The 21,586-nt window shown below is 43.7% G+C and carries 24 protein-coding genes and 5 pseudogenes; 27 read left to right on the top strand and 2 right to left on the bottom strand.

From position 1 onward, the window contains the following. The first annotated feature begins 27 nt into the window (after window positions 1–27). Window positions 28–1,565 (top strand): annotated as a pseudogene (locus tag E7747_RS17580) (IS1634 family transposase). Window positions 1,566–1,660: 95 nt separating this feature from the next. On the opposite strand, the gene E7747_RS14775 reads toward E7747_RS17580, so the two are convergent. Together E7747_RS14775 and E7747_RS14770 are read right to left on the bottom strand one after the other, a co-directional pair. Continuing rightward, window positions 1,661–1,978, bottom strand: coding sequence for a hypothetical protein (locus E7747_RS14775; protein WP_136416760.1), 318 nt, complete (start codon window positions 1,976–1,978; stop codon window positions 1,661–1,663). A gap of 125 nt (window positions 1,979–2,103) precedes the next feature. After that, a complete protein-coding gene (locus E7747_RS14770) occupies window positions 2,104–3,750 on the bottom strand; it encodes a TonB-dependent receptor (protein ID WP_136416758.1) in 1,647 nt (548 codons plus the stop codon). A gap of 603 nt (window positions 3,751–4,353) precedes the next feature. On the opposite strand from E7747_RS14770, the gene mobA reads away from it, so the two are divergent. The 26 genes and pseudogenes from mobA (at window position 4,354) to E7747_RS14640 (ending at window position 21,504) form a co-directional block, all read left to right on the top strand. Beyond that, window positions 4,354–4,773, top strand: coding sequence for a conjugal transfer protein MobA (mobA, locus tag E7747_RS14760; RefSeq protein ID WP_136011552.1), 420 nt, complete (start codon window positions 4,354–4,356; stop codon window positions 4,771–4,773). Between the two features lie 300 nt (window positions 4,774–5,073). After that, window positions 5,074–5,446 (top strand): annotated as a pseudogene (locus E7747_RS14755) (BlaI/MecI/CopY family transcriptional regulator). A gap of 129 nt (window positions 5,447–5,575) precedes the next feature. Next, window positions 5,576–6,211: a CatB-related O-acetyltransferase gene (locus tag E7747_RS14750; RefSeq protein ID WP_065539640.1), complete on the top strand. Its 636-nt coding sequence runs from the start codon at window positions 5,576–5,578 to the stop codon at window positions 6,209–6,211. A 20-nt stretch (window positions 6,212–6,231) separates the two neighbouring features. Then, window positions 6,232–6,921 carry a serine hydrolase gene (locus E7747_RS14745; RefSeq protein ID WP_228449197.1) on the top strand — a complete coding sequence of 230 codons (690 nt, stop codon included), beginning with the start codon at window positions 6,232–6,234 and terminating at the stop codon, window positions 6,919–6,921. A 214-nt stretch (window positions 6,922–7,135) separates the two neighbouring features. Continuing rightward, window positions 7,136–7,702 (top strand): zinc ribbon domain-containing protein, encoded by a 567-nt coding sequence (locus E7747_RS17545; protein ID WP_228449196.1) that lies wholly within the window; start codon window positions 7,136–7,138, stop codon window positions 7,700–7,702. Window positions 7,703–7,903: 201 nt separating this feature from the next. Beyond that, complete coding sequence (locus tag E7747_RS14730; RefSeq protein WP_228449195.1) at window positions 7,904–8,347, top strand: DUF2185 domain-containing protein; 444 nt, start codon at window positions 7,904–7,906, stop codon at window positions 8,345–8,347. 66 nt (window positions 8,348–8,413) lie between these two features. Then, window positions 8,414–9,205, top strand: a complete 792-nt coding sequence (locus tag E7747_RS14725) for a hypothetical protein (protein ID WP_136011455.1) — start codon at window positions 8,414–8,416, stop codon at window positions 9,203–9,205. Then, window positions 9,195–9,806 (top strand): sel1 repeat family protein, encoded by a 612-nt coding sequence (locus E7747_RS16690; protein ID WP_168185366.1) that lies wholly within the window; start codon window positions 9,195–9,197, stop codon window positions 9,804–9,806. The genes E7747_RS14725 and E7747_RS16690 overlap by 11 nt, the downstream gene beginning before the upstream one ends. Continuing rightward, entirely contained in the window at window positions 9,806–10,978 is a 1,173-nt protein-coding gene (locus E7747_RS14720; protein WP_168185365.1) for a DUF4303 domain-containing protein, read from the top strand. The genes E7747_RS16690 and E7747_RS14720 overlap by 1 nt, the downstream gene beginning before the upstream one ends. A 346-nt stretch (window positions 10,979–11,324) precedes the next feature. After that, a complete protein-coding gene (locus E7747_RS14715) occupies window positions 11,325–11,633 on the top strand; it encodes a hypothetical protein (protein WP_136416754.1) in 309 nt (102 codons plus the stop codon). A 98-nt stretch (window positions 11,634–11,731) separates the two neighbouring features. Beyond that, window positions 11,732–12,334, top strand: coding sequence for a uracil-DNA glycosylase family protein (locus tag E7747_RS14710; RefSeq protein WP_136416752.1), 603 nt, complete (start codon window positions 11,732–11,734; stop codon window positions 12,332–12,334). A 2-nt stretch (window positions 12,335–12,336) separates the two neighbouring features. After that, on the top strand, window positions 12,337–12,786 hold the full coding sequence (locus tag E7747_RS14705) for a DUF6194 family protein (protein WP_228449194.1): 450 nt from the start codon (window positions 12,337–12,339) through the stop codon (window positions 12,784–12,786). Window positions 12,787–12,827: 41 nt separating this feature from the next. Continuing rightward, complete coding sequence (locus tag E7747_RS14700; RefSeq protein ID WP_136416750.1) at window positions 12,828–13,508, top strand: zinc ribbon domain-containing protein; 681 nt, start codon at window positions 12,828–12,830, stop codon at window positions 13,506–13,508. 148 nt (window positions 13,509–13,656) lie between these two features. Further along, window positions 13,657–14,457, top strand: a complete 801-nt coding sequence (locus tag E7747_RS14695) for an AraC family transcriptional regulator (RefSeq protein ID WP_136416749.1) — start codon at window positions 13,657–13,659, stop codon at window positions 14,455–14,457. A gap of 82 nt (window positions 14,458–14,539) precedes the next feature. Continuing rightward, a pseudogene (locus tag E7747_RS14690) lies at window positions 14,540–15,144 on the top strand (TetR/AcrR family transcriptional regulator). Next, window positions 15,141–15,770 carry a hypothetical protein gene (locus E7747_RS14685; RefSeq protein WP_136416745.1) on the top strand — a complete coding sequence of 210 codons (630 nt, stop codon included), beginning with the start codon at window positions 15,141–15,143 and terminating at the stop codon, window positions 15,768–15,770. Before E7747_RS14690 ends, E7747_RS14685 begins: the two are co-directional and overlap by 4 nt. Beyond that, window positions 15,767–16,572, top strand: a pseudogene (locus E7747_RS14680) (4Fe-4S binding protein). Before E7747_RS14685 ends, E7747_RS14680 begins: the two are co-directional and overlap by 4 nt. Before the next feature lie 92 nt (window positions 16,573–16,664). Further along, window positions 16,665–17,030 carry a VOC family protein gene (locus tag E7747_RS14675; RefSeq protein ID WP_057250598.1) on the top strand — a complete coding sequence of 122 codons (366 nt, stop codon included), beginning with the start codon at window positions 16,665–16,667 and terminating at the stop codon, window positions 17,028–17,030. Window positions 17,031–17,195: 165 nt separating this feature from the next. Continuing rightward, complete coding sequence (locus E7747_RS14670) at window positions 17,196–17,561, top strand: BlaI/MecI/CopY family transcriptional regulator (RefSeq protein ID WP_123614953.1); 366 nt, start codon at window positions 17,196–17,198, stop codon at window positions 17,559–17,561. Between the two features lie 190 nt (window positions 17,562–17,751). Beyond that, entirely contained in the window at window positions 17,752–17,880 is a 129-nt protein-coding gene (locus E7747_RS17315; RefSeq protein ID WP_262710051.1) for a hypothetical protein, read from the top strand. Continuing rightward, on the top strand, window positions 17,877–18,440 hold the full coding sequence (locus tag E7747_RS17125; protein ID WP_228449192.1) for a M56 family metallopeptidase: 564 nt from the start codon (window positions 17,877–17,879) through the stop codon (window positions 18,438–18,440). The genes E7747_RS17315 and E7747_RS17125 overlap by 4 nt, the downstream gene beginning before the upstream one ends. Next, window positions 18,428–18,901: an energy transducer TonB gene (locus E7747_RS17120; RefSeq protein ID WP_228449191.1), complete on the top strand. Its 474-nt coding sequence runs from the start codon at window positions 18,428–18,430 to the stop codon at window positions 18,899–18,901. Before E7747_RS17125 ends, E7747_RS17120 begins: the two co-directional genes overlap by 13 nt. A 165-nt stretch (window positions 18,902–19,066) precedes the next feature. Continuing rightward, on the top strand, window positions 19,067–19,474 hold the full coding sequence (locus E7747_RS14655; RefSeq protein ID WP_228449190.1) for a DUF3795 domain-containing protein: 408 nt from the start codon (window positions 19,067–19,069) through the stop codon (window positions 19,472–19,474). Between the two features lie 11 nt (window positions 19,475–19,485). After that, window positions 19,486–19,829: pseudogene (locus tag E7747_RS14650) on the top strand (DUF3795 domain-containing protein). 1 nt (window position 19,830) lies between these two features. After that, window positions 19,831–20,253: an META domain-containing protein gene (locus tag E7747_RS14645; RefSeq protein WP_120470729.1), complete on the top strand. Its 423-nt coding sequence runs from the start codon at window positions 19,831–19,833 to the stop codon at window positions 20,251–20,253. Between the two features lie 12 nt (window positions 20,254–20,265). Continuing rightward, window positions 20,266–21,504, top strand: a complete 1,239-nt coding sequence (locus tag E7747_RS14640; protein WP_228449189.1) for an alpha/beta hydrolase — start codon at window positions 20,266–20,268, stop codon at window positions 21,502–21,504. Window positions 21,505–21,586 lie beyond the last annotated feature (82 nt).

Genomic DNA, 21,586 nt, shown 5'->3' with positions numbered 1-21,586 from the left:
ACCGAAGAAAATCACTATATTTGCGGCATGTTTGTCCGCAGAAAGAAGAACAGGTCGGGCACGACAAGCGTGGTAGTGGTCGACAAGCACGGTGGCAAGTTCAAAGAGTTGCACACTGTCGGCGTTTCATGCGATGAGACAGAGATAGAGCGGTTATGTCTTGAAGGCCGTGAATGGATTAAATCCCATCTCGGCATACGGGAGCTGGATTTTGAGGGTTCTGAGGGTGAAGACCGCGAAAGAGAGGCAGCCGAGGAGATGCTTTCAAACGTCGACTCCATATTGCTTAACGGAGCCAGGCTTATTCTCGACAAGGTTTATGACTCCGTCGGTTTCAATCAGGTAGGCGACGAGATACTGCGGCATATTGTGGTCGCGCGTCTTTGCCAGCCAATGAGCAAGATGGCAACGGTGGAATATCTCAAAAGCCATTTCGATGAGGATGTGAGCCTGAACAGGATATACCGTTATCTGGACAAACTATACAACACACAGAAGGATATCGTGCAGCGCGTCAGCGTGGAGCATACGTTCATGGTGCTCGGAGGCCGTGTCGAGATGCTGTTTTACGACGTGACTTCACTTTACTTTGAGAGTTTCCATGAGGATGTGCTGCGTACCCGGGGTTCTCGAAAGACGGCAAGACAGCAGAAACGCAGATTATTCTGGGACTCCTTGTGTGCGAGAACGGATATCCCCTGGCTTACAACATCTTCAACGGCGCGCAATATGAGAGCTGCACGATGATACCCATCATCGATGACTTCAAGCGAAGATTCGGCCTTGATGACTTCATTGTTGTCGCGGACTCCGGATTCATGATCAAGCGCAATATAGAGCTGCTACGCTCCGGAAATTACAGTTTCATTGTCGGTGCCCGCATCAAGAAATATGCCGGCGATGTCAGGAAGTGGATTCTGTCCTTACCACACGATGAGGGCCTGTTTTATGAGAGGGCACTTGACAATGGAGACAGGCTCATTGTGACATACAGTTCCAGACGGGCCTCTAAGGATGCCTACAACCGCAGCAAGGGTGTGGAGAGGTTGAAGAAGGCATATGCTTCAGGCAAGATAACCAAAGACAAGATAAACAGGCGCGGTTACAGCAAATTCCTTAAGATTGAAAACGATGTGGCCGTCAGTATAAACGAGGAGAAAATCAAGGAGGATGAACAATGGGATGGTCTGAAAGGATATGTTACCAACACAAATCTTCAACCCAAGGATGTGGTTTCCCAATACAAGGGACTTTGGGTTGTCGAGCGTGCTTTTCGCATATCCAAAGGCACAATCGAGACCAGACCGATATTCCATTTCACCGAGCGTAGGATTGAAGCGCATGTCTGCCTGTGTTTCATAACTTATAAGGTCTATAAGGAACTGGAACGAATCATCTACAACCTCGGTATGGACATGAGTGTCGACAAGGTGCTGAAAATAGCGAAAACCATTACGACTATCCGACTGAGATTGCCATTGAACGGCTCAATGCTCACCCGTACAATGCTTCTGACTTCCGAGCACAAGTCGCTGAAGCCACTTTTTGACCACTTTGGCGTTTAGGGTGACGCAATGACGAAGTCAGGAAATAATTCAAAAAAGGAGCCACAGGCAAAAAACTTGTGGCTCCATTTTTTAATATGATTTGAGAGATATTGTTATTTCAAGATTGCAGACCCGACAGTCCCTGAACCACTCACTTCATCGTGGTGGTCAACTTTCTTGCCGTAGCCGAAAGTGTATGATACAGCTAACGTGATGCGCCAATGCTGGGCGGTTGAGAACTCTTTGCGGTCAAAAGTGTAATATTCGCTTGTAAGGGTCTGATGCGATGATTCCCACGATGTACGCAGAAAGTTGTAAACCCCGGCTCTGATGTTCCAACCCTTGTCGCTCCAGCCAAACTGAATCTGATATTTTGCTGGGGTACGCTCGACTATACCGCTTTGTTCTTCCTGATAATGACTTGGTGTCATATACCAGCCCCAAAGATAGAATTTATCAAAATAATATGTGAGTTGTGCGGTGCATGTAAGTTCATTTCTTGTGCTTGCGTATGCTCCGGTAGTCTTTCGCAGCCAGTATTGCGGGCGCAGTTTGGCTACAAGTTTACCTCCGAAGAATTGGCGGTTGCGGAAACTCCTAACATACCGCTACGATAATTCCCGTCGTTGACATATTTACGCAACATAGTTCCTTCGGGAGCGGTAGGTGAATATATAGTTACACAACGATTGCCGAGCATATAGATGTATCCGTCAGCCGAAAGTTGCCATCTGTTGTTCGGGAGCCAAGTATAGGTCAAACCTGCATTATGGTAAGAATAATCTGAAAGTGTAGGTGTGCCCTGATACCACATAAGTTCGTCTTGTTGAAGCATATTAGGACTTTTCTGCGATGCGTCGGGAACATCCTTGCTATAATTCCAGTTAACCTCAAACTGATGCTTGTCATTGGGAGAGTAAGTGGCATACGCAATCGCACGTGGAAAATTATCGTTCATGCGGCTGTTGCTAATATGGTTGCGTTCCCATACCCAGCCAAATTCTCCTCCAATATCCCATTTTTCAAGACTTAAATTATAATGTGCGCCGGCAGAATATCCTCCGACATTATATTTCTGACGAGATGGGGAGTCGCCGGAATAATCAATGGTATTCCAATTTTGTATGGAAGCCAGGTAGAAAATAAAAGTATTTCTCTTATTAAGTCTCCAATATAAACGAGGATTTATCTGAAGGTGATGTGCATCTTCAGAGGCGTTGTTTGTAATGGATAAATCTTTACCGGAAGAATAAAAAGAGTAGGATTTATTTTTGCCGTAAGTGTAGATTGCCACAGCTTCAAATGATAACTTAGGAGAAAATCTGTAGGAATAATTACCATTATATGAGAGGGCCCAATTGTGGCTTGATTTCAGAGATGTGGCGCTTGCATTAGGGAACAATTCGGAGGAATAGAGCAGTGAATTGACCGCATCATTGTGAGGTACATTTGTTAGGCTATAAGAAATGCGGTTTGAGATTCTTGCCTTGTCGCTGTTATATAAGGCTCGCAAGGCAATATCGTTGCTGTTGTTGCGGTATAGAGAAGAGTTGGTTTCGGAAGTCCGTTGAATAGTCTGCGGACCATTGCCATATAAATCCTCAAACCTGAATGTTTCAGTCGAGGCAGTGCCACCATGACGGTTTGTGAGATATATTTCATCGGCATACAAATCAAAAATCATCGACTTGTATGCCATTTTGGAGTAAACTTCTCCTTCAGTTCGGTTTACACCGAACCATTTATTGGCTGTGACTTTGGTATATCCACCCCATTCATACTTCTGCATAATGAAGTTAATGGCGTAGTGTGCGCCTTGAAATCGTGGGTCAGTCGGGTGCAGATAATACTCAACCTTTTTCACATCTTGAGTCCTCATTCCTTGCAGGTCTTGGGCGGTTGCAGGGAGAAAGTCAATAAATATTGAGACACCCTGCCCAGAAGCAGTCTTCACTGCCTGACCGATAGGATCGACCTCAATTTGGGGAATCGCCATCTGGCTCAAAAGGGAGATTGCATCGGCAGCAGCGTTCTTTTGACGAGCCATTGGAATATAGGTGGATATGTTCGACGAAGTCCGCTGATTGGAGGCTTCCACAACCACCTCATTAAGTTCTTTTCCCTCTATGCTATCCGGAATTTCTGTTTGAGCATATCCCAAAAGAGGAATAAGAAACAACGAAGTTAGTATTACTTTACGCATAATAATTCGGTTAATGATTTACCTTACAAGAAGCGTGAGCAACTATGTCACGTCTTGATAGGAGGCCCTGAGAAAGCCTGTGAGCAGATATAACAATAGCAGCCCACGCTATATGCGTGAGAACCACTATGCTTTCTCTGCTCGGTTGAAAGTTTCTCAGGTTTCCTACCATAAGATAAACATAATGCTTCGTTTCCAAAATGTAGTGGAATGACCTGTGTCAATCCGACTGCAAAATTAGCGATTTTTTCTCAATGAACCGCTGTTCAGAGCCTCAAATCTACTGCGTCTAAGAGAAAAAGAATCGAATTAAATATAACTAACGCCCCTTAAAAATCCTAAAATTGAGCATCTGATTTTCGATTTCTCCAACTAATTAGTACACCACGAGTACACCATCAATTTTATAATATCTTGTATTTCAGTACAGTTACGAACAATAAAATTAGATAAGGTATATTTTCAGTTACCCGAATGCTTCCGAGTAACTGAAAATCCCAGCACTGCCGTGGACAGAATTATCCTCCGCAGTCAGATAATTTCGGGGTTCCTTAATCAAAGATTAAACAATGGACAAGCCATAAAATTAAAAGAATAAGAAGAATGAAAAAGAAGAGCAAGTACGGGAGAAATCCCAAATTGAACCCAAAGACACACTGCGTGATGGTGCGCTTCGACGATGTGGAATGGAACAGGTTCCTGACGATGTACGAGGAATCGAACGTGTATGCGAAAGCCGTCTTTCTCAAGGCGCATTTCTTCGGGCAGAAGTTCAAGGTGCTGAAAGTGGACAAGACGCTGGTGGACTACTACACCAAACTGTCGGACTTCCACGCCCAGTTCCGTGCCATCGGTACGAACTACAATCAGGTCGTTAAAGAGTTGCGCATCCACTTTTCGGAGAAGAAGGCGATGGCGTTGCTCTACAAGTTGGAGAAACATACCATCGACCTTGTGAAGTTGAGCAAAGAAATTGTGGAACTTTCAAGGAAGATGTATGCTAGGTGGGAACAACAGAATTGAAGAAAGTAGCCTGATAAATGAACAAAGTTCGTCAAACAACTTCATTGCCGATCATGTCACCATCGGCGGCCGGGGTTTCAATTCAAGGATGAAAACCATCCGAAAGGGATAAAAATGTATATAAAAAAATGAAGTAAGCGGAATAATTATCTACATTCTCTTGCTTCATTTTCATTTATTAATCTATAAATTTCATTGTCGTAATAATAACGTTTGCTTATAAATCATAAAAATAGCCGTATTTGCTTGACTGACTAATTTATTTAGACTAATTTTGCATATACCAAATTTCATTTTATGATGGAACAACTTACCAAGCGTGAAGAAGAAGTGATGAATAAGTTTTGGGAGAAGGGCGAAGCTACCGTTAAGGAGATTATTGCCACTTATCCCGAACCTCGTCCAAGCAGAACCGCCATATCTACATTCGTGAAGTTTCTTGTTGATAAGGGCTTTTTTAGACCACAAGCCGGCAGGAAACAACGGATTCATCTACTATCCCCTTATAGAAAGAGAGGAGTATTGTGGTAACAATCTGAAAAATGTCGTTCAGCGATATTTCAACAATTCCATTCGTGGAGTGATAAGCACTCTTGCAAGAGATAGAAAAATGTCAGACGATGAAGTCCGGGAGTTGATAAATCAGGTGATAGAAGGCAATCGCCAAGAATAGAACTGATTATTATATGGAAGTCAAGAGCATTATTGGCATTAATGGTGATGCGCAGGAAGATGGCAATATTTATCATTATTTGCACATATTGAATATAAATGAAATAGAACGGCTCAAATAGTTTTAGATATGAACCAAACAGAGATATATCCTCGTTCTGGTGATAATCAGACTGTCTATCTTAAATCAGTCATAACGCACCAGAATATTGAAGTCGGAGATTTTACCATTTACAATGATTTTGTGAATGACCCTCGTGACTTTGAGAAGAATAACGTGCTGTATCATTATCCTATAAATCATGATCGTTTGATTATCGGAAAGTTTTGCTCAATAGCCTGCGGAGCAAAGTTTATATTCAATTGCGCCAACCATACCCTGAAATCGCTTTCTACATACACGTTCCCACTTTTCTTTGAGGAATGGGACTTACCGAAATCTGATGTTGTTTCTGCTTGGGATAACAAGGGCGATATTGTAATTGGCAATGATGTGTGGATTGGATATGACGCTATAATAATGGCTGGAGTGACCATCGGTGATGGTGCTATAATTGGCACACGAGCTGTTGTCACAAAGGATGTCGAGCCATACTCGATTGTTGGCGGTGTTCCTGCAAAGGAAATACGAAAACGATTCTCTACAGATATTATAGCCCGATTGCAAGAACTCCAATGGTGGAACTGGGACGCAGATATAATTCGTAATTCAATCAAAGCTATTCAAGACGGGGATTTAGGTTCATTAGACTGTCATTTTATATGAGGGACAAAACTGTATTCAAAATGAGAAAGTTACTGTTTATAATTATATATTTGTCTTTTATATCGCCTGCTTTCGCTGGTGGAAACAAGGCGATAGAGAATGCTTTGCACGAGTATATCAAAGGGAAAGATGCCCGGATAGGTGTCGCGGTCATTATCAATGGCAAAGACACCGTATCTGTCAACGGCAATCGGGATTTCCCTATGATGAGCGTAGTCAAATTTCCGCTGGCTCTGACGGTAGCGCACTGGATAAATACTAACGGTATGTCCCTGAACGATACCGTAACATTCAGCGAGATGGCTATGAAAGAGGATACCTATAGCCCGATGCTCAAAAAGTATGGTAAGAGCCTAAATGCCATGACTGTAAGAGAACTGCTTGAATGGTCTTTGGTTGAGAGTGACAACAATGCGGCAGACATACTCCTGCATCGCGTCGGTGGAACATCGGGAGTAACATCAATAATGAGGCAAATGGGTATCTCTGATGAGATTGTAATCGGAGCCTCGGAAGAAGATATGCACCGTGATCCATACCTAAGCTATCTTAACCGTACCACACCTTTGGCAATGGCGCAGCTATTTGATAGGTTTTACCACGAATTGAGAAACGCATCACAGTCATATTCTGAAATATCCGTCATGCTTGAACAGTGTCGCACGGGGCTTGACAGGCTTGCTTTACCCCTTTTGCCTACTAATGCCTGATAGGACATAAGACAGGTACAGGATTCCGACACCCGAAGGTCGCATATCCGCAGTAAATGATTGTGGATATGTGAACTTGCCTAATGGTACAAGATATTCTGTTGCCGTGTTTGTTGCTGATTCCAATTACGACATAGCAACGACCTCAGCCATCATTGCTGAGGTTTCTAAGATTGTCTTGGAAGGTTTGATTAAACAAAAATAAGATAAGAATATGGAACATAAATTTTGTCAAAGCTGCGGAATGCCGCTGACTACAGACAACAAAGGTACTAATGCTGATGGCAGTCGCAACGAGGATTACTGTATCTACTGCTATAAGGATGGCAGATTCACACAAGACTTCACTATGGAGCAGATGATTGAACATTGCGCTCAGTTTACCGACGAGGTAAACAAGGAGTCAGGACAGACCTTGACACAGGAACAGGCAAAAGACATGATGTGTCAATTCTTTCCACAACTCAAACGCTGGAAAAACCGGACAGCCATGTTTATTGCAATTCTGACATATAAGAAACCGCTTGAAGAAGTCGACCGTTTTCTTCAGGCACATCGTGACTATCTTGCCGAGCACTATGCGGCTGGCGATTTCATCGCATCCGGTCCGCAGACTCCCCGCGTTGGCGGTGTGATAATGATAAAGTCTGACAATCGCGCGTTGGTAGACTCCATCATCGCTCAAGATCCGTTCAACATCAACGGAATTGCCGACTACCGGATTGTGGAGTTTACTCCGACAATGTTTGTAGAATCGAGCCTTTCCGACATACTAAAATAAGTATTATACTGATGGTTAATAAAAGAGCTATAATTATTTGGCTGGCAATCACAATCCTTGTGATGTTAGCATTGCCTTTTGCCGTTGCCCGGCTTGCGTCTGAATGTTCCGGAATGGCACTGTGCATGATGCTTTTTCTTCATTGTTAATCCAATTTATTCTGCGATTCTTGGTTATCGCTGCGGGAAAGACATAAAGAAAATGTGGAACCTTCCATTGGTGTCAGCCTTAGCGTTTCTTGCCGGCACGTGGATTTTCTTTGATATACATGAATTATGGTTTATCGTCTATGCAACAGTATATCTTGCAATAGGTTGGACTGCAATGGCTATAAGCAAGCATATAAACAGTTCCAATAAGGGTAATGATATTTTCCCGTTTTCAGACGCTCCAAATACGGCTGTTTTCATATGCAGTCATATTTTGGATGGTAGAGAAAAAATATTATTTGTTTCTCACGATGCGGATGACGGAGCATGGCAATTCCTTTGTGGTAAAGAACATAACGAAAGCGATGCAAGGATAGTTTCATTAAAGTATGTATTGGATTTAGACCCGACTATCGTCAACCTGAAAGATTTACCTCTGGGCCATTGTGCAGAAAGAGAATCCAAGAATGACAAGTGGGTAATTGCAAAGAATTAAATCATGCCCTACATATCAATCGAAAGCATCAGACTGACTGATGAACATAAAAACAGCTAATTGAAAATGAGCAACGAATCACGCAGTATATTCCCGGGAATTAAAGCCCGCAAGCCGCAATATGTGCTGGGGACAGAGAATGGAACCAGGCGCACATCCAATGTGACTGAGGAGAAAATCCGTGATGCCATAGACGACATAGAGGACAATGTGGCGGTATACCTTGAAAAATGTGTGCCGGTGGTATTGGTCAGACATGCCGAGGCTTATTCTATTGACTACTTTAAAGATTGCAGTATTGCTGTGTGTTTAAGGGTTAAAGGATATTTATTCCGTATGTGGCGGTCTGACGTATATTGTGACGAGGCCGCTGATATTATGTGCACTTTTTTCCGCACCGCATCGCTCCCCGACATGACCGATTGGCATTGTCAGAAAATCTATTCTGAGGATGAAGAAAAAGATGCCGACAAACTGACAGTGGATAATGAGGATTTCCGATATTTCAGTTGTGCCGATGTGATCGGTGCATTGGAAAATATCATAGAGGGCAAATCGCGAAGTATGCTTTATTGCTTTGCTAAAGATAACGGCGGGTACGTCGAGATACGTCGATGCGACAAGGATACAGGTCCTGAGCAGGCATACAAAGTTGAATATGTCAGATGGACAGAACAGACTCCAATAGGCTATAGAGGAAAAATGTCGGATTTCAGACTATTGCGAAGCTGGCTTTGGGATCTGATTGATGTGGATGGATTGCCTGAGCCTATTGCCGGCTGGGAGCAATTTGATGTCAACAACCACTTTGAAAGACTGATGTTCAGATTTTTAGACGAAGAAAAAGATGAAAGGTAAATATAGCAAGCCGGTGAAAACGGCTGTCAAACTGATTTGGTCGAGTTTCGACCGTGAGAAGATACGTCAGGGCTATGCGATGCTCATGCAGGCAGCGCAACAGGGCGATGCAGATGCGCTGGCATTCATAGCCCGCTGCTTCATGGGTGAGTCGTATGTGTGGCCGCAGGCAGGCTTCAAAGCTGACGATGAAAACGCATCGAAGCTGATGCAGAAGAGCGCGATGATGGGCAGTGCCACGGGCGTTCTTTGTGCTGCGCGAAGCGCAAACCTTACCCCTTCGGTGGAACGTGCAATGCCGTTCGCCTCGTTTAAGGAAGCGTTTGAGGAGATTCTCGGTCAGGCAGAGCGGGGCGACGCCTTCTGTTGCTACATGGTCGGCAATGTGTATTATTGGGGCGACTATCTGCGTGTCGAGCCAGACTATGCCAAGCAATTCAAAGACGAAAGCGACTATAACGCATGGGCCTGGCCGATAGCAAAGGCGTGGTACGAGCGCAGTTTCGACGGCGGGCTTTGTGCCGGATGGGCAATTACTGCGACATACGCAAATCCGGCCTCTGCGAGATTGCGCGGGATGTTTATGAGAAATATTACTTGATGCTGGCGGATATTTCACCCGTAATCTGCAACAACTACGGCTATTATCTCCGCACCGAGAAGGGCGACTCATACGGTGGGCTGTTGCGATATGTGGAGGCTGCCCGCAGGGGCGACCCTCAGGGAGCATACAATGCCGGGCATATCTACGAAGCCGGTGAAGAAGTGGATGAGAATATCGACCTTGCATATCAACTCTATGAAATGGCTGCCAAATGCGGACATCCCGCAGGACAATTTGAGGTAGGATATTATCTGTTTGAAGGCTTCGGTGATGTGGAGCAGGACTACGCCAAGGCTGTGGAATGGTTTGAAAAGGCATACCAAAACCCGAAATGCAGCGAGACCACCCGGACGCAGACCGCCGCCTACCTCGGTTTATGCTATCAGGAGGGGCTGGGAACAGTTCAAGACGACGATGTGGCATTCGAGTATCTTCATGAAGCCGGGGAAGACATCGACAATCTATGGGAGTCAATAACCGTCAAGGTGCTCACCGCACTCGGCGTGGCGTATGCCTTCGGACGTGGCACCGAGGCTGATATTGAGTTGGGATACCAGTATTTTGAGGATGCTGTAAAACTCGGTTCGGAAGAAGCCAAAAAGTATATCGGCTACATCAACTCACCGGACTATGAAGCCGACGAGCGGAAAAAAGAAGAAGCGGCCACTCCCGTAGCCCCGTTCTGGCAGAATGTGGCTGCAATGATCAGGGATGCGGTTGCTGCTGACCTGCGCGAAATTCTTGGACGCATCGACGATGAGCGCATTTACACAGTCGCTCTGGTCACCGACAGGTATTGCTGCTCGCTATTTCTTGCAGTGAACACCCTGGAGTACCTTGAAAGTGAAGACGAAGAGCCTGATGATGAATGCAAATGGCATCCTGATGAATGGGGGTATTCCGACGGGCATGACAGCGAACTGGTGAAGCTCAGCAAAACTCTGTGGGAAAACCACAATACTTTGCCGGGTGAAGCTTTCTTCTTCAGTGCGATGATTTCAGCGATGAAGCAGGTCAAAGATTCCGAAATATCAGGAGAACGCACCGAAAAAATCACATGGTTCATCTCGATATCTGACGATGAAGATGCTGAAAACCTCGAAGACTCGTCGGCTATGACGCTGAACAGCCCCGAGCTGGCTGCCGTTTTCTTGAATAGAAACAAGTAACATCATATTATGGCATATTATACTGTTTACTGGCCTCAGGACTGGTTGGACGAACTAAGAAAATCAAATGACACAGGACCTATAAAATAGTGTTTGGCAGCATCCACTCAAGGATGCCGTCAATAGCATCTATAAAAGCGGGTGATGTCGTATTTCCTGTCTCATTGCTCGACAGGCATCTCTACATAATGGCACGACTGGAAGTGACTCATAGGAAAGAGCCTTCGACTATTGCGTAAGAGAACTTGGAGCCCATTATCGATCCCTTATCCCTGAAGGCGTTGTAGTCAAGACATCTGACGCATTCTTTTGTGCAAAAGACGTTTCTTATAAAAGTCTCCGGAGTGTGCCTGAGAATCTCACGATGATTATTCCCGGTGACAAACCCCATTGCAAGCATCAGGAACCGTTTAATTGCTGTGCCGAATGGGCAGTATGGGGAGAAAATGGCAGTGTTATCCAACCGCGCCTTATTCCTGATGAGGTTGTGCCACTTCTTAGATTCGGTTATCCGAAGAGTAAAGAGAAGCCATTACGAATCAATTCAAAAGGAGTTGTGTTGGCTCAAAGTATAGCTGCAACCCGGCGTTTGTCGGAGGAATCTGCAATGTTTTTTGAAGAAATCTTTAAACCGATTGAAAACGTTGAACCGTAGGTCAACAAGATAATTATATGCTGCAAATTTGGATTTGAGACTATAACAGAGCGAGAGCAGGATTATTTAATGGTTAACATTTGAATTAAGAGTAAATCATGAATATAAAGTCGGAACTACAACAACTCTGTGGGGATACCCAAAATCTACGGCTTAATGACGTAAATATTGAGCCGGAAACGATACAGGCAATCATGATAAATGAGGTTGTCCCGTCATGTCCGGAAGATGATTTCTATGGGAAACCGGATTCCGCGTATATGTCAACGACAATTCCGATGTTCAGAAAAGCAGGAATAGAGATAGGTTCAGTACAAGACATTCTGAATAATGGAATTTACATTACCAATGCTGTCAAGACACCTAAAACCGAATATGCCGTTTCAAAGGAGAGCATAGAGGATAGCCTGCCCTATCTGGAAAAAGAGCTTGCTTTGTTTCCAAACGCCAAGGTTATCATGCTTATGGGGGATGTGGCAAAGAAAGCCTTTAATATGATATGCAAGAAGGCGACCAAGAAAAATGCCGTTCCAAGTATATCTACTTACAAGTTACGTAATACTGAGATTTTCTATAATGGAATACGCATTATGCCCTCTTACATTATGACCGGCCAGAACATTCTGATTGAAAAGTCAAAATTCGAGATGGCATCGAAGGATATAGAAACGATGTACAGGTTAATTAAATGTTTTGATTAAAGATGGCTATTGCACCTGATGATATTTTGAAATATTGCCTTGACAACCTTGAAGGGACGGTCGAAGTAAACAGTTGGGGCGAGCGTGGGATTTTCTACAATCCGGGTGGGGTGTTGAAACGTGGGGTTTATATCTTGACGATAAAAGAAAAGGATGGCGACAATGATCGAGCTTCCCACCTTGACCGCAAGGATGTGTGGCGAATAAATATAGGAGTCAGAAAACAGACTTTCCGCACTTTATTCGGAGAACTGCCCAAACGTCCATGTAAAAGTTGCATTGTAGATATGCCGTATGAATTTACCGCAAAGGATGTCATTATGCCGCATCCGGTTTATGCGTGGATGGGCTGGATTTGCGCTTTAACCCCATCTGAAGCGACATTTGAATTATTAAAACCTTACATCCTTGAATCCTACGAATACGCAAAAGAGAAATTCAAAAAAAGATGACGGGATAGTGAACTGATTATTTGAAAACGATGATAGAACATATGGAACAAAGATTTTGTCAAAGCTGCGGTATGCCCCTTGTAGAGGGTAACATCGGCACAAATTCAGACGGCAGTAAAAGTAAGGACTATTGTGGCTACTGCTACAAAGAAGGTGTTTTCCTCCAAGATTTCAACATGAGCCAGATGATAGAGTTCTGCACTCAGTTTACCGACCAGATTAACAAGGAAACGGGTTGGAATCTGACGCCCCAACAGGCAAAGGCTCAAATGCAACAAATCTTCCCAACACTCAAACGCTGGAAAGAGAAAGATGAAAGAAGTTTGACTGAAAAAGCGATCCATCTTCTTTCCCAATGCAAAGAGGTTACGCTGGCATCGGTCAATGCGGAGGGTTTTCCTCGCCCTGTGCCATTGGATAAAATTCACTCGTTAGGATGCAATGAAGTTTGGGCAGTGACCGCAGCAGACTCCGAAAAGGTTGCCGATTTCAGGCTCAATCCCAAAGCCGGGCTTTCCTATTCATTTTATGGCGATAGTGTTGCTTTGCGCGGCACAGTCGAAATCATTACGGATGATGTAACCCGCAAACGGATGTGGCAGGAGTATTTTATCAATTATTTCCCCGCCGGCCCGGCAGATTCGAACTATGTGCTTATTCGCTTTATCGGAAATGAGGCTACCATCTGGATAAACCGCGAGTTTGCTCACATCACCATATAACACATAAATTATGAGAGATTCGGAACAAATGTATCCGGTCGTTTTTACAGCAGCTATCATTCAGAGGAATTTACGGTTGAGTGAGGCATATAACACCAATGTCCGTTTTTTACTATCATCGAAAATAATCATGTTGTAATTTTGCGGGATGCAGACATTCAGAATCATACAGCCAACGCCTGCCCTGAAACCGTTTATACGGTATTATTGGATATTGCAGGATAGTACCTCCGGCATAGTGTCGCAACGCACTTTGCCGACAGGCTGTATATCACTTGTGTTCCATCGAGGCGAAAGGCTCAAAGTCACGAACCGGAATGAATTGCAACCGCATAGTTTTATTTGCGGTCAGGAAAGCGGTTATTCAGATGTGACTTCAACCGGTGACATCGAAATGATAGTGGCAGTATTCCAGCCTCATGCGGCAAAAATATTCTTCTGTATGCCGGTCACTTTACTGCGTGACAGGAATGTGGCGGTTGCGGACATTGAAAATCCAGCCTTGCGTGATTTGGCACACAGAGTTGAAGACAGTGAAAATCACGACATCTGCATTGAACTGATAGAGAATTATTTCTACAAGTGCCTGATGTACGGGACACCTTATCATCTGCCACGACTGGCAGAAGTGGTACGTCATATCAACAATTCCACTCAAACAAATATCAGGGCACTTTCGAATATTGCGTGCCTGAGCGAAAAGCAATTCTCCCGGATTTTCTCAGAAAACATAGGAACGACACCCAAAGATTTCATGCGTATAGTCAGGTTGCAACGTACCTTATCTGTTATGCAGCATAATGAGGGAATAGGTTTTGCGCAGCTGTCATACGAATGTGGGTACACCGACCAATCCCACATGATTAAAGAATTCAAGCTATTCTCCGGCTACACACCGAAAGAGTATATTGCTCGATACTCTCCTGTTTCTGACTATTTTACATTCTAAAAAATAGCGTTTATACAGCCTTGTATTTGGTTGTCACCGATTATTTTTATAATTTTGTCACCACTTAGTGACGTTATATAAGATGGAATTGAAAGAAACAGAGAAAAAAGGCTTCTTGAAGCCGTGAGCCATATCGTAGAGAACGATGGTTTTACCAAAATCGGAGTTAATCGCATAGCTAATCAAGCCGGATGCGATAAGGTTTTGATTTATCGCTATTTCGGTGGATTGGATGGTTTGCTCGTGGAATGGGCAAAGCGTCATGACTATTATTCGTTTGCCTATTCGGAGTTTATTGACACCATTAAACGAGCTAAAGACGGTAACATAAAGCAGATTGTTAAGGATGTGTTTATGTGTCAACTTAACTATCTAAAAGATAATGTACTCATGCAAGAACTTCTGGTATGGGAACTCTCAGGTCATTCATCATTCAAGGGAATAATTGAAGAACGGGAACGTATCGGCTATAAACTGCAGGAGGAACTTAATAAGTTTTTGGATCGGAGCGGCGATAACAATATGTCTATCGCCATAATCATATCCGCAATCAACTACATAGTTCTTTTCACGAGGCAATATCACAAAATCAATGGCATAGATTTCAGCAAACCGGAAGCATGGGAAAGAATGGAAGCTATGATTTCCAAATATGTGGATTTTATCTTTGACAATAACTGTCTATGAAACATATTATTACAATAGTACTTACATTATTTCTTGCAGCATTTGCAATGGCGCAGGAAAGAAATTACATTTCCATCTGTGGCAGGACGAAAACCGCTATCAAATGGACGGAAGAACACAAGGACGGAAAGATATACCTGCATACGGTTCAAGGTGGTGAGAAGCATGAGTATATCTTAGGAAGCGGATATAAAACCGAGAGTTGGAAGATAGTAAATACTTCTTCAAACACCAATCTGTCAATCAGTCTGAATAATGGGATATACTCCATATCCGGCAAGTTCAATGGGAAACGGATTTCAAAGACGGTAAAGAGTAAAGGCAAGCCGTGGTATCAGAACATAGCCTATAATGCGGGATTAACTCTGAAAAATGGCAGGTCTGTGGAATACGAATGTTTTCGCCCCGACAACATGAAGCTCTATACCATGTCGGCAGCAAAGAAAGGAAATGAGAAATTAGACGGAAAGAACGCCGTAAGGATAGAAGTCAGTCTTACCGGCTTTATGTCTGCTTTCTGGAGCTGTGATTATTACTTTGACACGAGTTCTCTGATGTTTGTGGGGTATAAGGGCGTAAACGGTGGCCCCGGAACACCTGAAACAAAAATATCAGTCGCAAGATGAAGACAATAATATTCTATCGTTCCTCATATAGAGGAAACACGTTGAAGATTGCGGAAAGCATGAAGGATGCCCTATCTGCCGAATTGGTATCTATCGACAGCAATCCGTCAATCGACCTGTCGAATTATGACCTTATAGGCTTTGGCTCCGCGATTAACTTTGCCGCTCACGATATACGACTTCAAAGATTTGTTTCAGGTCAATATCTTAAAGGTAAAAACGTGTTCGTATTTTCCACCCGTTGCAGACCTTTCTTGGGAGCATATCATAAGCACCTCAAAAAATCATAGAGGCGAAAGGAGGAATTATAGTCGGAGAGTTTTCCTGTCAAGGATTTGACCGCACCGGGCCGTGGGTTCTGATGGACGGCTACAATAAAGCCAGACCGGATGAGCGGGATATGTTCAAGGCAAGACTGTTCTCGGAAAAGCTTCGATGGAAATTGCATCCGTTGGCTCTTGCCCATAAAAATCCTGTTGCAGGATATTCAGATGGCATACCGATACGGCACAATGGTTCAAATATAGTGATAGGTGATAAGGTGGTATTCCTTAATACCTCTACTTGTATAAAGTGCGGAAAATGTATCAACGTTTGTCCGATGCATATATTCTCACTAAAAGATACGGCTTTGCCGATGGACGAGAAAAATTGTATCCAGTGCCGATTATGCGCCGACAACTGTCCGACATCCTCAATATATATCCAAGAATCTTTCTTGAATGGATTGCGGATAGCTCTCAGGGAATCATTCAGTAACAAATTGCAGAATAGTTATAAAGCTGAGGATAATCATCATTAGGTCTTTTAACCTAACACGGATGTCCGCTTTTTACTATCACAGGCTATTACATCGCTGTAACTTTGCAGCGTACTAATCAAATAATAAAAAGTATGATTGCATTTTTTGAAATCCCCACCAATGACTTTGACAAGTCGGTGGCGTTCTATCAGGCTCTCTTTGGCGAAAAGCTGGAGGTGTCGCAGTTCGGCGATGAGAAAATGGCCTGTCTTATGAAAGAAGGTAAGAGTGTATGCTCAATCTCCTCGGCTCCCTCGTTTCCCGGTTTCGCACCCTCTAACGGAGGCGTGTTGGTATATCTCCAGACAAAAGATTTGGATGCCAGCGTGAAAACTGCGTTGGATAACAGCGCGACAATCGTAACTCCCAAGACCAAGATTCAGGTTGACGGTTGGGGTTACTTCGCCATCATCGCCGATCCTGTCGGCAACCGCATCGGGCTTTATGGCGACAAGTAAAGAGCCGAAAACGTAGGTTACAGTGGAGAGAACTACTCGGTTCTCTCCACTATCCGTATCTATAATCAATTTTTTCTGCCCGATTATTTTGTCGTCTAAAATAATTAGACTACTTTTGCATTATCAAATCGTCTAAGTTGATTAGACTAAATACAAATGGAAGATATGAGGCCATTAACAGAAAGAGAAGAAGAAGTGATGAACTTCTTTTGGGAAAGCGGGGCACTCTCGGTTCGGGATGTCGTTGCCCTTCACAATGAGCCGCGTCCAAGCCGGACTACGGTAGCCACATTCGTGAAATTTCTTGAACAGAAAGGCTATCTCGACCACAAGGCTGAAAGCACAGGCTTCATATATTTCCCAATAATAGAGCGGGAAGATTATTGTGGACAAAATCTGAAGAGTGTCATTAGGCGGTATTTCGACAATTCCATTCAGAATGTTGTGAACTTCCTGATTAAAAGCGAGGAATATAGCGATGAAGAGGCTAAGGAAATAATATTGCAAATATCTAACAGAGGAAAGGAATAACAATGGCAGGCATATTCTTGGCATATTCATTATTGGCAAGCACCCTCCTGATTGTAGTCTGGGCGGTGTACAAATGCGTTCTTGCCAATACCGGATGTTTCCGGTTCAACAGGATATTGTTGTTGTCCTGTATAACGCTTGCTTTCGTTTTTCCTATCTTCATACTTAATTCCTTTGGGTAGCGGATATTATGGAGAATAATATTGAAATCGCTTTTAATCCGGTCGAGATTGCCTATATAGCCAATACGGTATCAGAGCAAATCACTCCGATATGGGATTATATAGTCACACTTTTCCTTATAGGGTTATTGTCATGATTCTCTATTTCCTCGTTTCACTGGTACGGTTGGCACTGTTCATTCTCAAAGGTGAGCACATAAAACAGGATGACTGCCGCATTATACTTCATCGCCATAACAGCGTCGCCCCGTTTGCATGGTGCGGATATATCATGATGCCAAGACGTGACTGGTACGAGTTCGGGCAGATGATAGTATGCCATGAAAAAGCGCATATAGAATGTCGCCATTGGATTGACTTGCTTTTTATGCAGGCAGCGATTATTATCACTTGGTATTGTCCTGCTATATGGCTTCTGCGCAATGAACTTCATACCCTCCATGAGTATGAAGCCGACAGCCGTGTGCTTGCATCGGGCGTAAAACGAGAGGAGTATCAGATGTTTCTAATAAAAAAGACAGTTGGAGCAAGGTTCACAACTCTTTCCAACTGTCTCAATCACAGTTCACTTAAAAAACGTATAACTATGATGTTATCAAGCAAACCGACAGGCAAAGCCCGTGTGCGTGCCTTTGTCATGGTGCCTGCAATGGCACTCGCGTTAATCGGTCTGGCCACCCTGCGGTGTCAGCAGTAATCAACGAGGTATCTGCCGCTACGCCGGTGGAGGATCTGCGTTACAAAATTAGCGAAAAATCCGATTCCACCATTCGAGTGACAGAAAGAAATTCCGATGTGGTGGTCACGGAGAAAGCGGACGCGGCCGATGCCGTGCCATTCATCAGGACAGAAACCGCCCCCAACTTCCCCGGCGGTAAGGACAAACTGAGAGCCTTTATCAATAAAAACATCTCCTTCCCTGCAACCGCATACAAAGACGGTGTTCTTAACATGGATGCCGTCGTGCAGCTTACCATCGCCAAAGACGGAGTTGTAAAGGATGCCCAAATTGTAAAAAGCTCAGGCCAAGTGCTGGATGCCGAAGCTCTGCGTGTGGCTCGTATGCTTCCAAAATTCCACCCCGGTCTCAATGGCGGACTGCCTGCGGAATCAAGCTATACATTGGCGTTCAACTATTCTGTCAACAAACAGCAATAAAACTTCTAAAACATACATATATCTTATCTGATACTTGGAGTGTGCCGTATTTTACAGTACGGCATACCCTGTATCATTAGTAGCCTTAGTTATCTCTAAGAGATAGACTGCGATATAAAGGTCTTATAGTCGGGGTGATTCCGACAAGTTGCATTAATCAGTTTTATGGACAGGAATATGATTGCCCCATGTGGGCTAAACTGCGCTGTTTGTAGCGAAGCATTGCGAGAAGACAGTCCCTGCATAGGTTGCCGTAGTGAGGGCAATAAAGGTGAGTATTGTGCCAATCTATGCAAGATTGTTAAATGCGAGATACGAAAAAGTCTGCCGGACGGATTCTGTGACAGATGTCCTCAATATCCGTGCAGGGAGATTGTCGATAAGGAATGTTGGTATGTCAACGCCTATCCGATGATAGAATCGCTTATGGGCAATCTCGCCTTTATCAGAGAAAATGGTATTGAAAAATTCCTGCAAAGGGAGAAAGAGCGTTGGACTTGTTCTGATTGCGGAAGGATCATATCAGTTCATGACGGTATATGTTATGGCTGTGGTAAAAACTATACAGATTGAAAACATTGAATATGAAAAGTATAACAGCAAGTAAAGACAATATAGCCGCCTGTGGGCTGTATTGTGGAGCGTGCCGCAAATTCTTGTCCGCAAATGCCCCAGATGCAAGAATAACGAGAAAGCATCGTGGTGTAAAATCCGCCAGTGCTGCATAAGCAAAGGCTATCATACCTGTGCCGAGTGTGAGCGTGACGTAAGGGAGTGTAAAATCTACTCCAACTTTATAAGCAAAGTGTTCGCATTGCTCTTTAACTCCGACCGCCCGGCTTGTATCAGCTATATACGGGAACACGGAGAAATAGTGTATGCAGAAGAAATGAGCAAAAGAAAATGTCAGACCATAAAACGCAAATGATATGAAAATAAACATTCTTACAGCAATAATGCTTGCATTAGCCATATTGGTTGGCTCATGCAATGCCCCGTCAGATAATGCCCTGTACAGGGAATGGCGACTTCAAAAATACAACTGTATCGCCACATCGTCATACGGACTGACACAGGTAAACAAGGAATCAGAGTATATATTGCAGCTTGATAACACCGGAGTGTTCTCCTGTACCACCGATTGCAATACCATCACCGGCAGTTTTGAAAAAAGCAAAAACGCCTTGAAATTCTCCAGTATATCCTTTACCGAACTGGCTTGCGATAACATGATGATAGAACGAAGCATAGTATTTATTCTGCCCAGTATCAAATCATACGAAATCATGGACGATTCCATCTTGGTGTTGAAAGATGATAATGGTCATATACTTATGGAACTAACAAAATAACAGGCCAATACAATGAAAAGAATGATAATCGTAGCTATTTTAGCCATCTATTCCGTTCTAAACATCATGGCTTCCGATGATAATATTTCGGGGACATGGCATGGTACGTTGAAAATAACTCCGCAAGTGGAGTTAAAGATTGTTTTCAATTTCAAGACAAGCGAAGATAGTAAACCGTCAGTTACGCTTGATTCTCCGGATCAAGGTGCATACGGAATAGCCGGAGAAGTGAATTTCATTTCGGCGGATTCTATAAATGTAACGGTTAAACGCATCGGATTGACGTTTACCGGACGAAAACAAGATGGGAAACTCATTGGGAAATGCACACAAGGGGCAATGAGTACTGACCTTGAATTATTTCCGGGTATTGTGGAATTAAAGCGACCTCAAACGCCTAAGCCACCATATCCATACACTATGAAGGAGTTGCATTTCAACAACTTATCAGATAGTGTTACTCTCGCTGGGACACTTACTTTACCTGAAGGTTTTAATGAGACAACTCCGGTTATCGTAATGATTACCGGTAGCGGATTGCAAAACCGCGATGAAGAAATATACGGACATAAGCCGTTTGCTGTCATCGCCGATTACCTTGCCCGAAACGGCGTTGCAACCTTACGATATGATGACCGAGGATATGGAGAATCAACCGGCGACGGCAAAAATGCCACCACTGAAGATTTTGCACGAGATGCGAAAACGGCAATGGAATACCTGCGCAAAGAAATGAAATTCAAAAATGTCGGAATATTGGGGCATAGCGAGGGAGCGGCAGTGGCATTTATACTGGGAGCAGAGAACAATTCGGGATTATTCTCAAATCCGAATTTCATTATTGCCATTGGCGCACAGGCGGTTCGGGGAGACTCGGTTCTAATAGACCAAAGTGCAACAATGCTGAAACAAGGTAACATGCCGGCGGATATTGTGTCTGATTATGTTGAAGCATTGCGCAAGATGTATGAACTGAAAATAAGGGAGGGTAACAATATGACCGTTGACAGTATTGAAGCTATATGTGCAAATTGGAAGAATACTCCCGTTCACACATCTTTGAAAGCCAATCTGAAAAAGATTGCAGCCGACAATAACCCGTGGTTAAATTTCTATATCGGTTTTTCACCGGCGGAAAGCATTGCAGATACGGATTGCCCTGTATTCGCACTATACGGAGAAAAAGATATACAAGTTCGCCCGGAACTGAATATGCCTCAAATGCAACGACTCGCCCGAAAGCGACCGTGAAACTTTATCCTGGACTTAATCACCTTTTCCAGCACGCTCAAACGGGCGCAGTACAGGAATACGGCACAATTGAGGAAACGAT

Origin of the sequence: Duncaniella dubosii, assembly GCF_004803915.1 — a bacterium.
In the GTDB taxonomy this organism is placed as follows: domain Bacteria; phylum Bacteroidota; class Bacteroidia; order Bacteroidales; family Muribaculaceae; genus Duncaniella; species Duncaniella dubosii.
The sequence above is the reverse complement of the archived record's forward strand: the minus strand, read 5'-3'. Positions and strand labels throughout refer to the sequence as shown.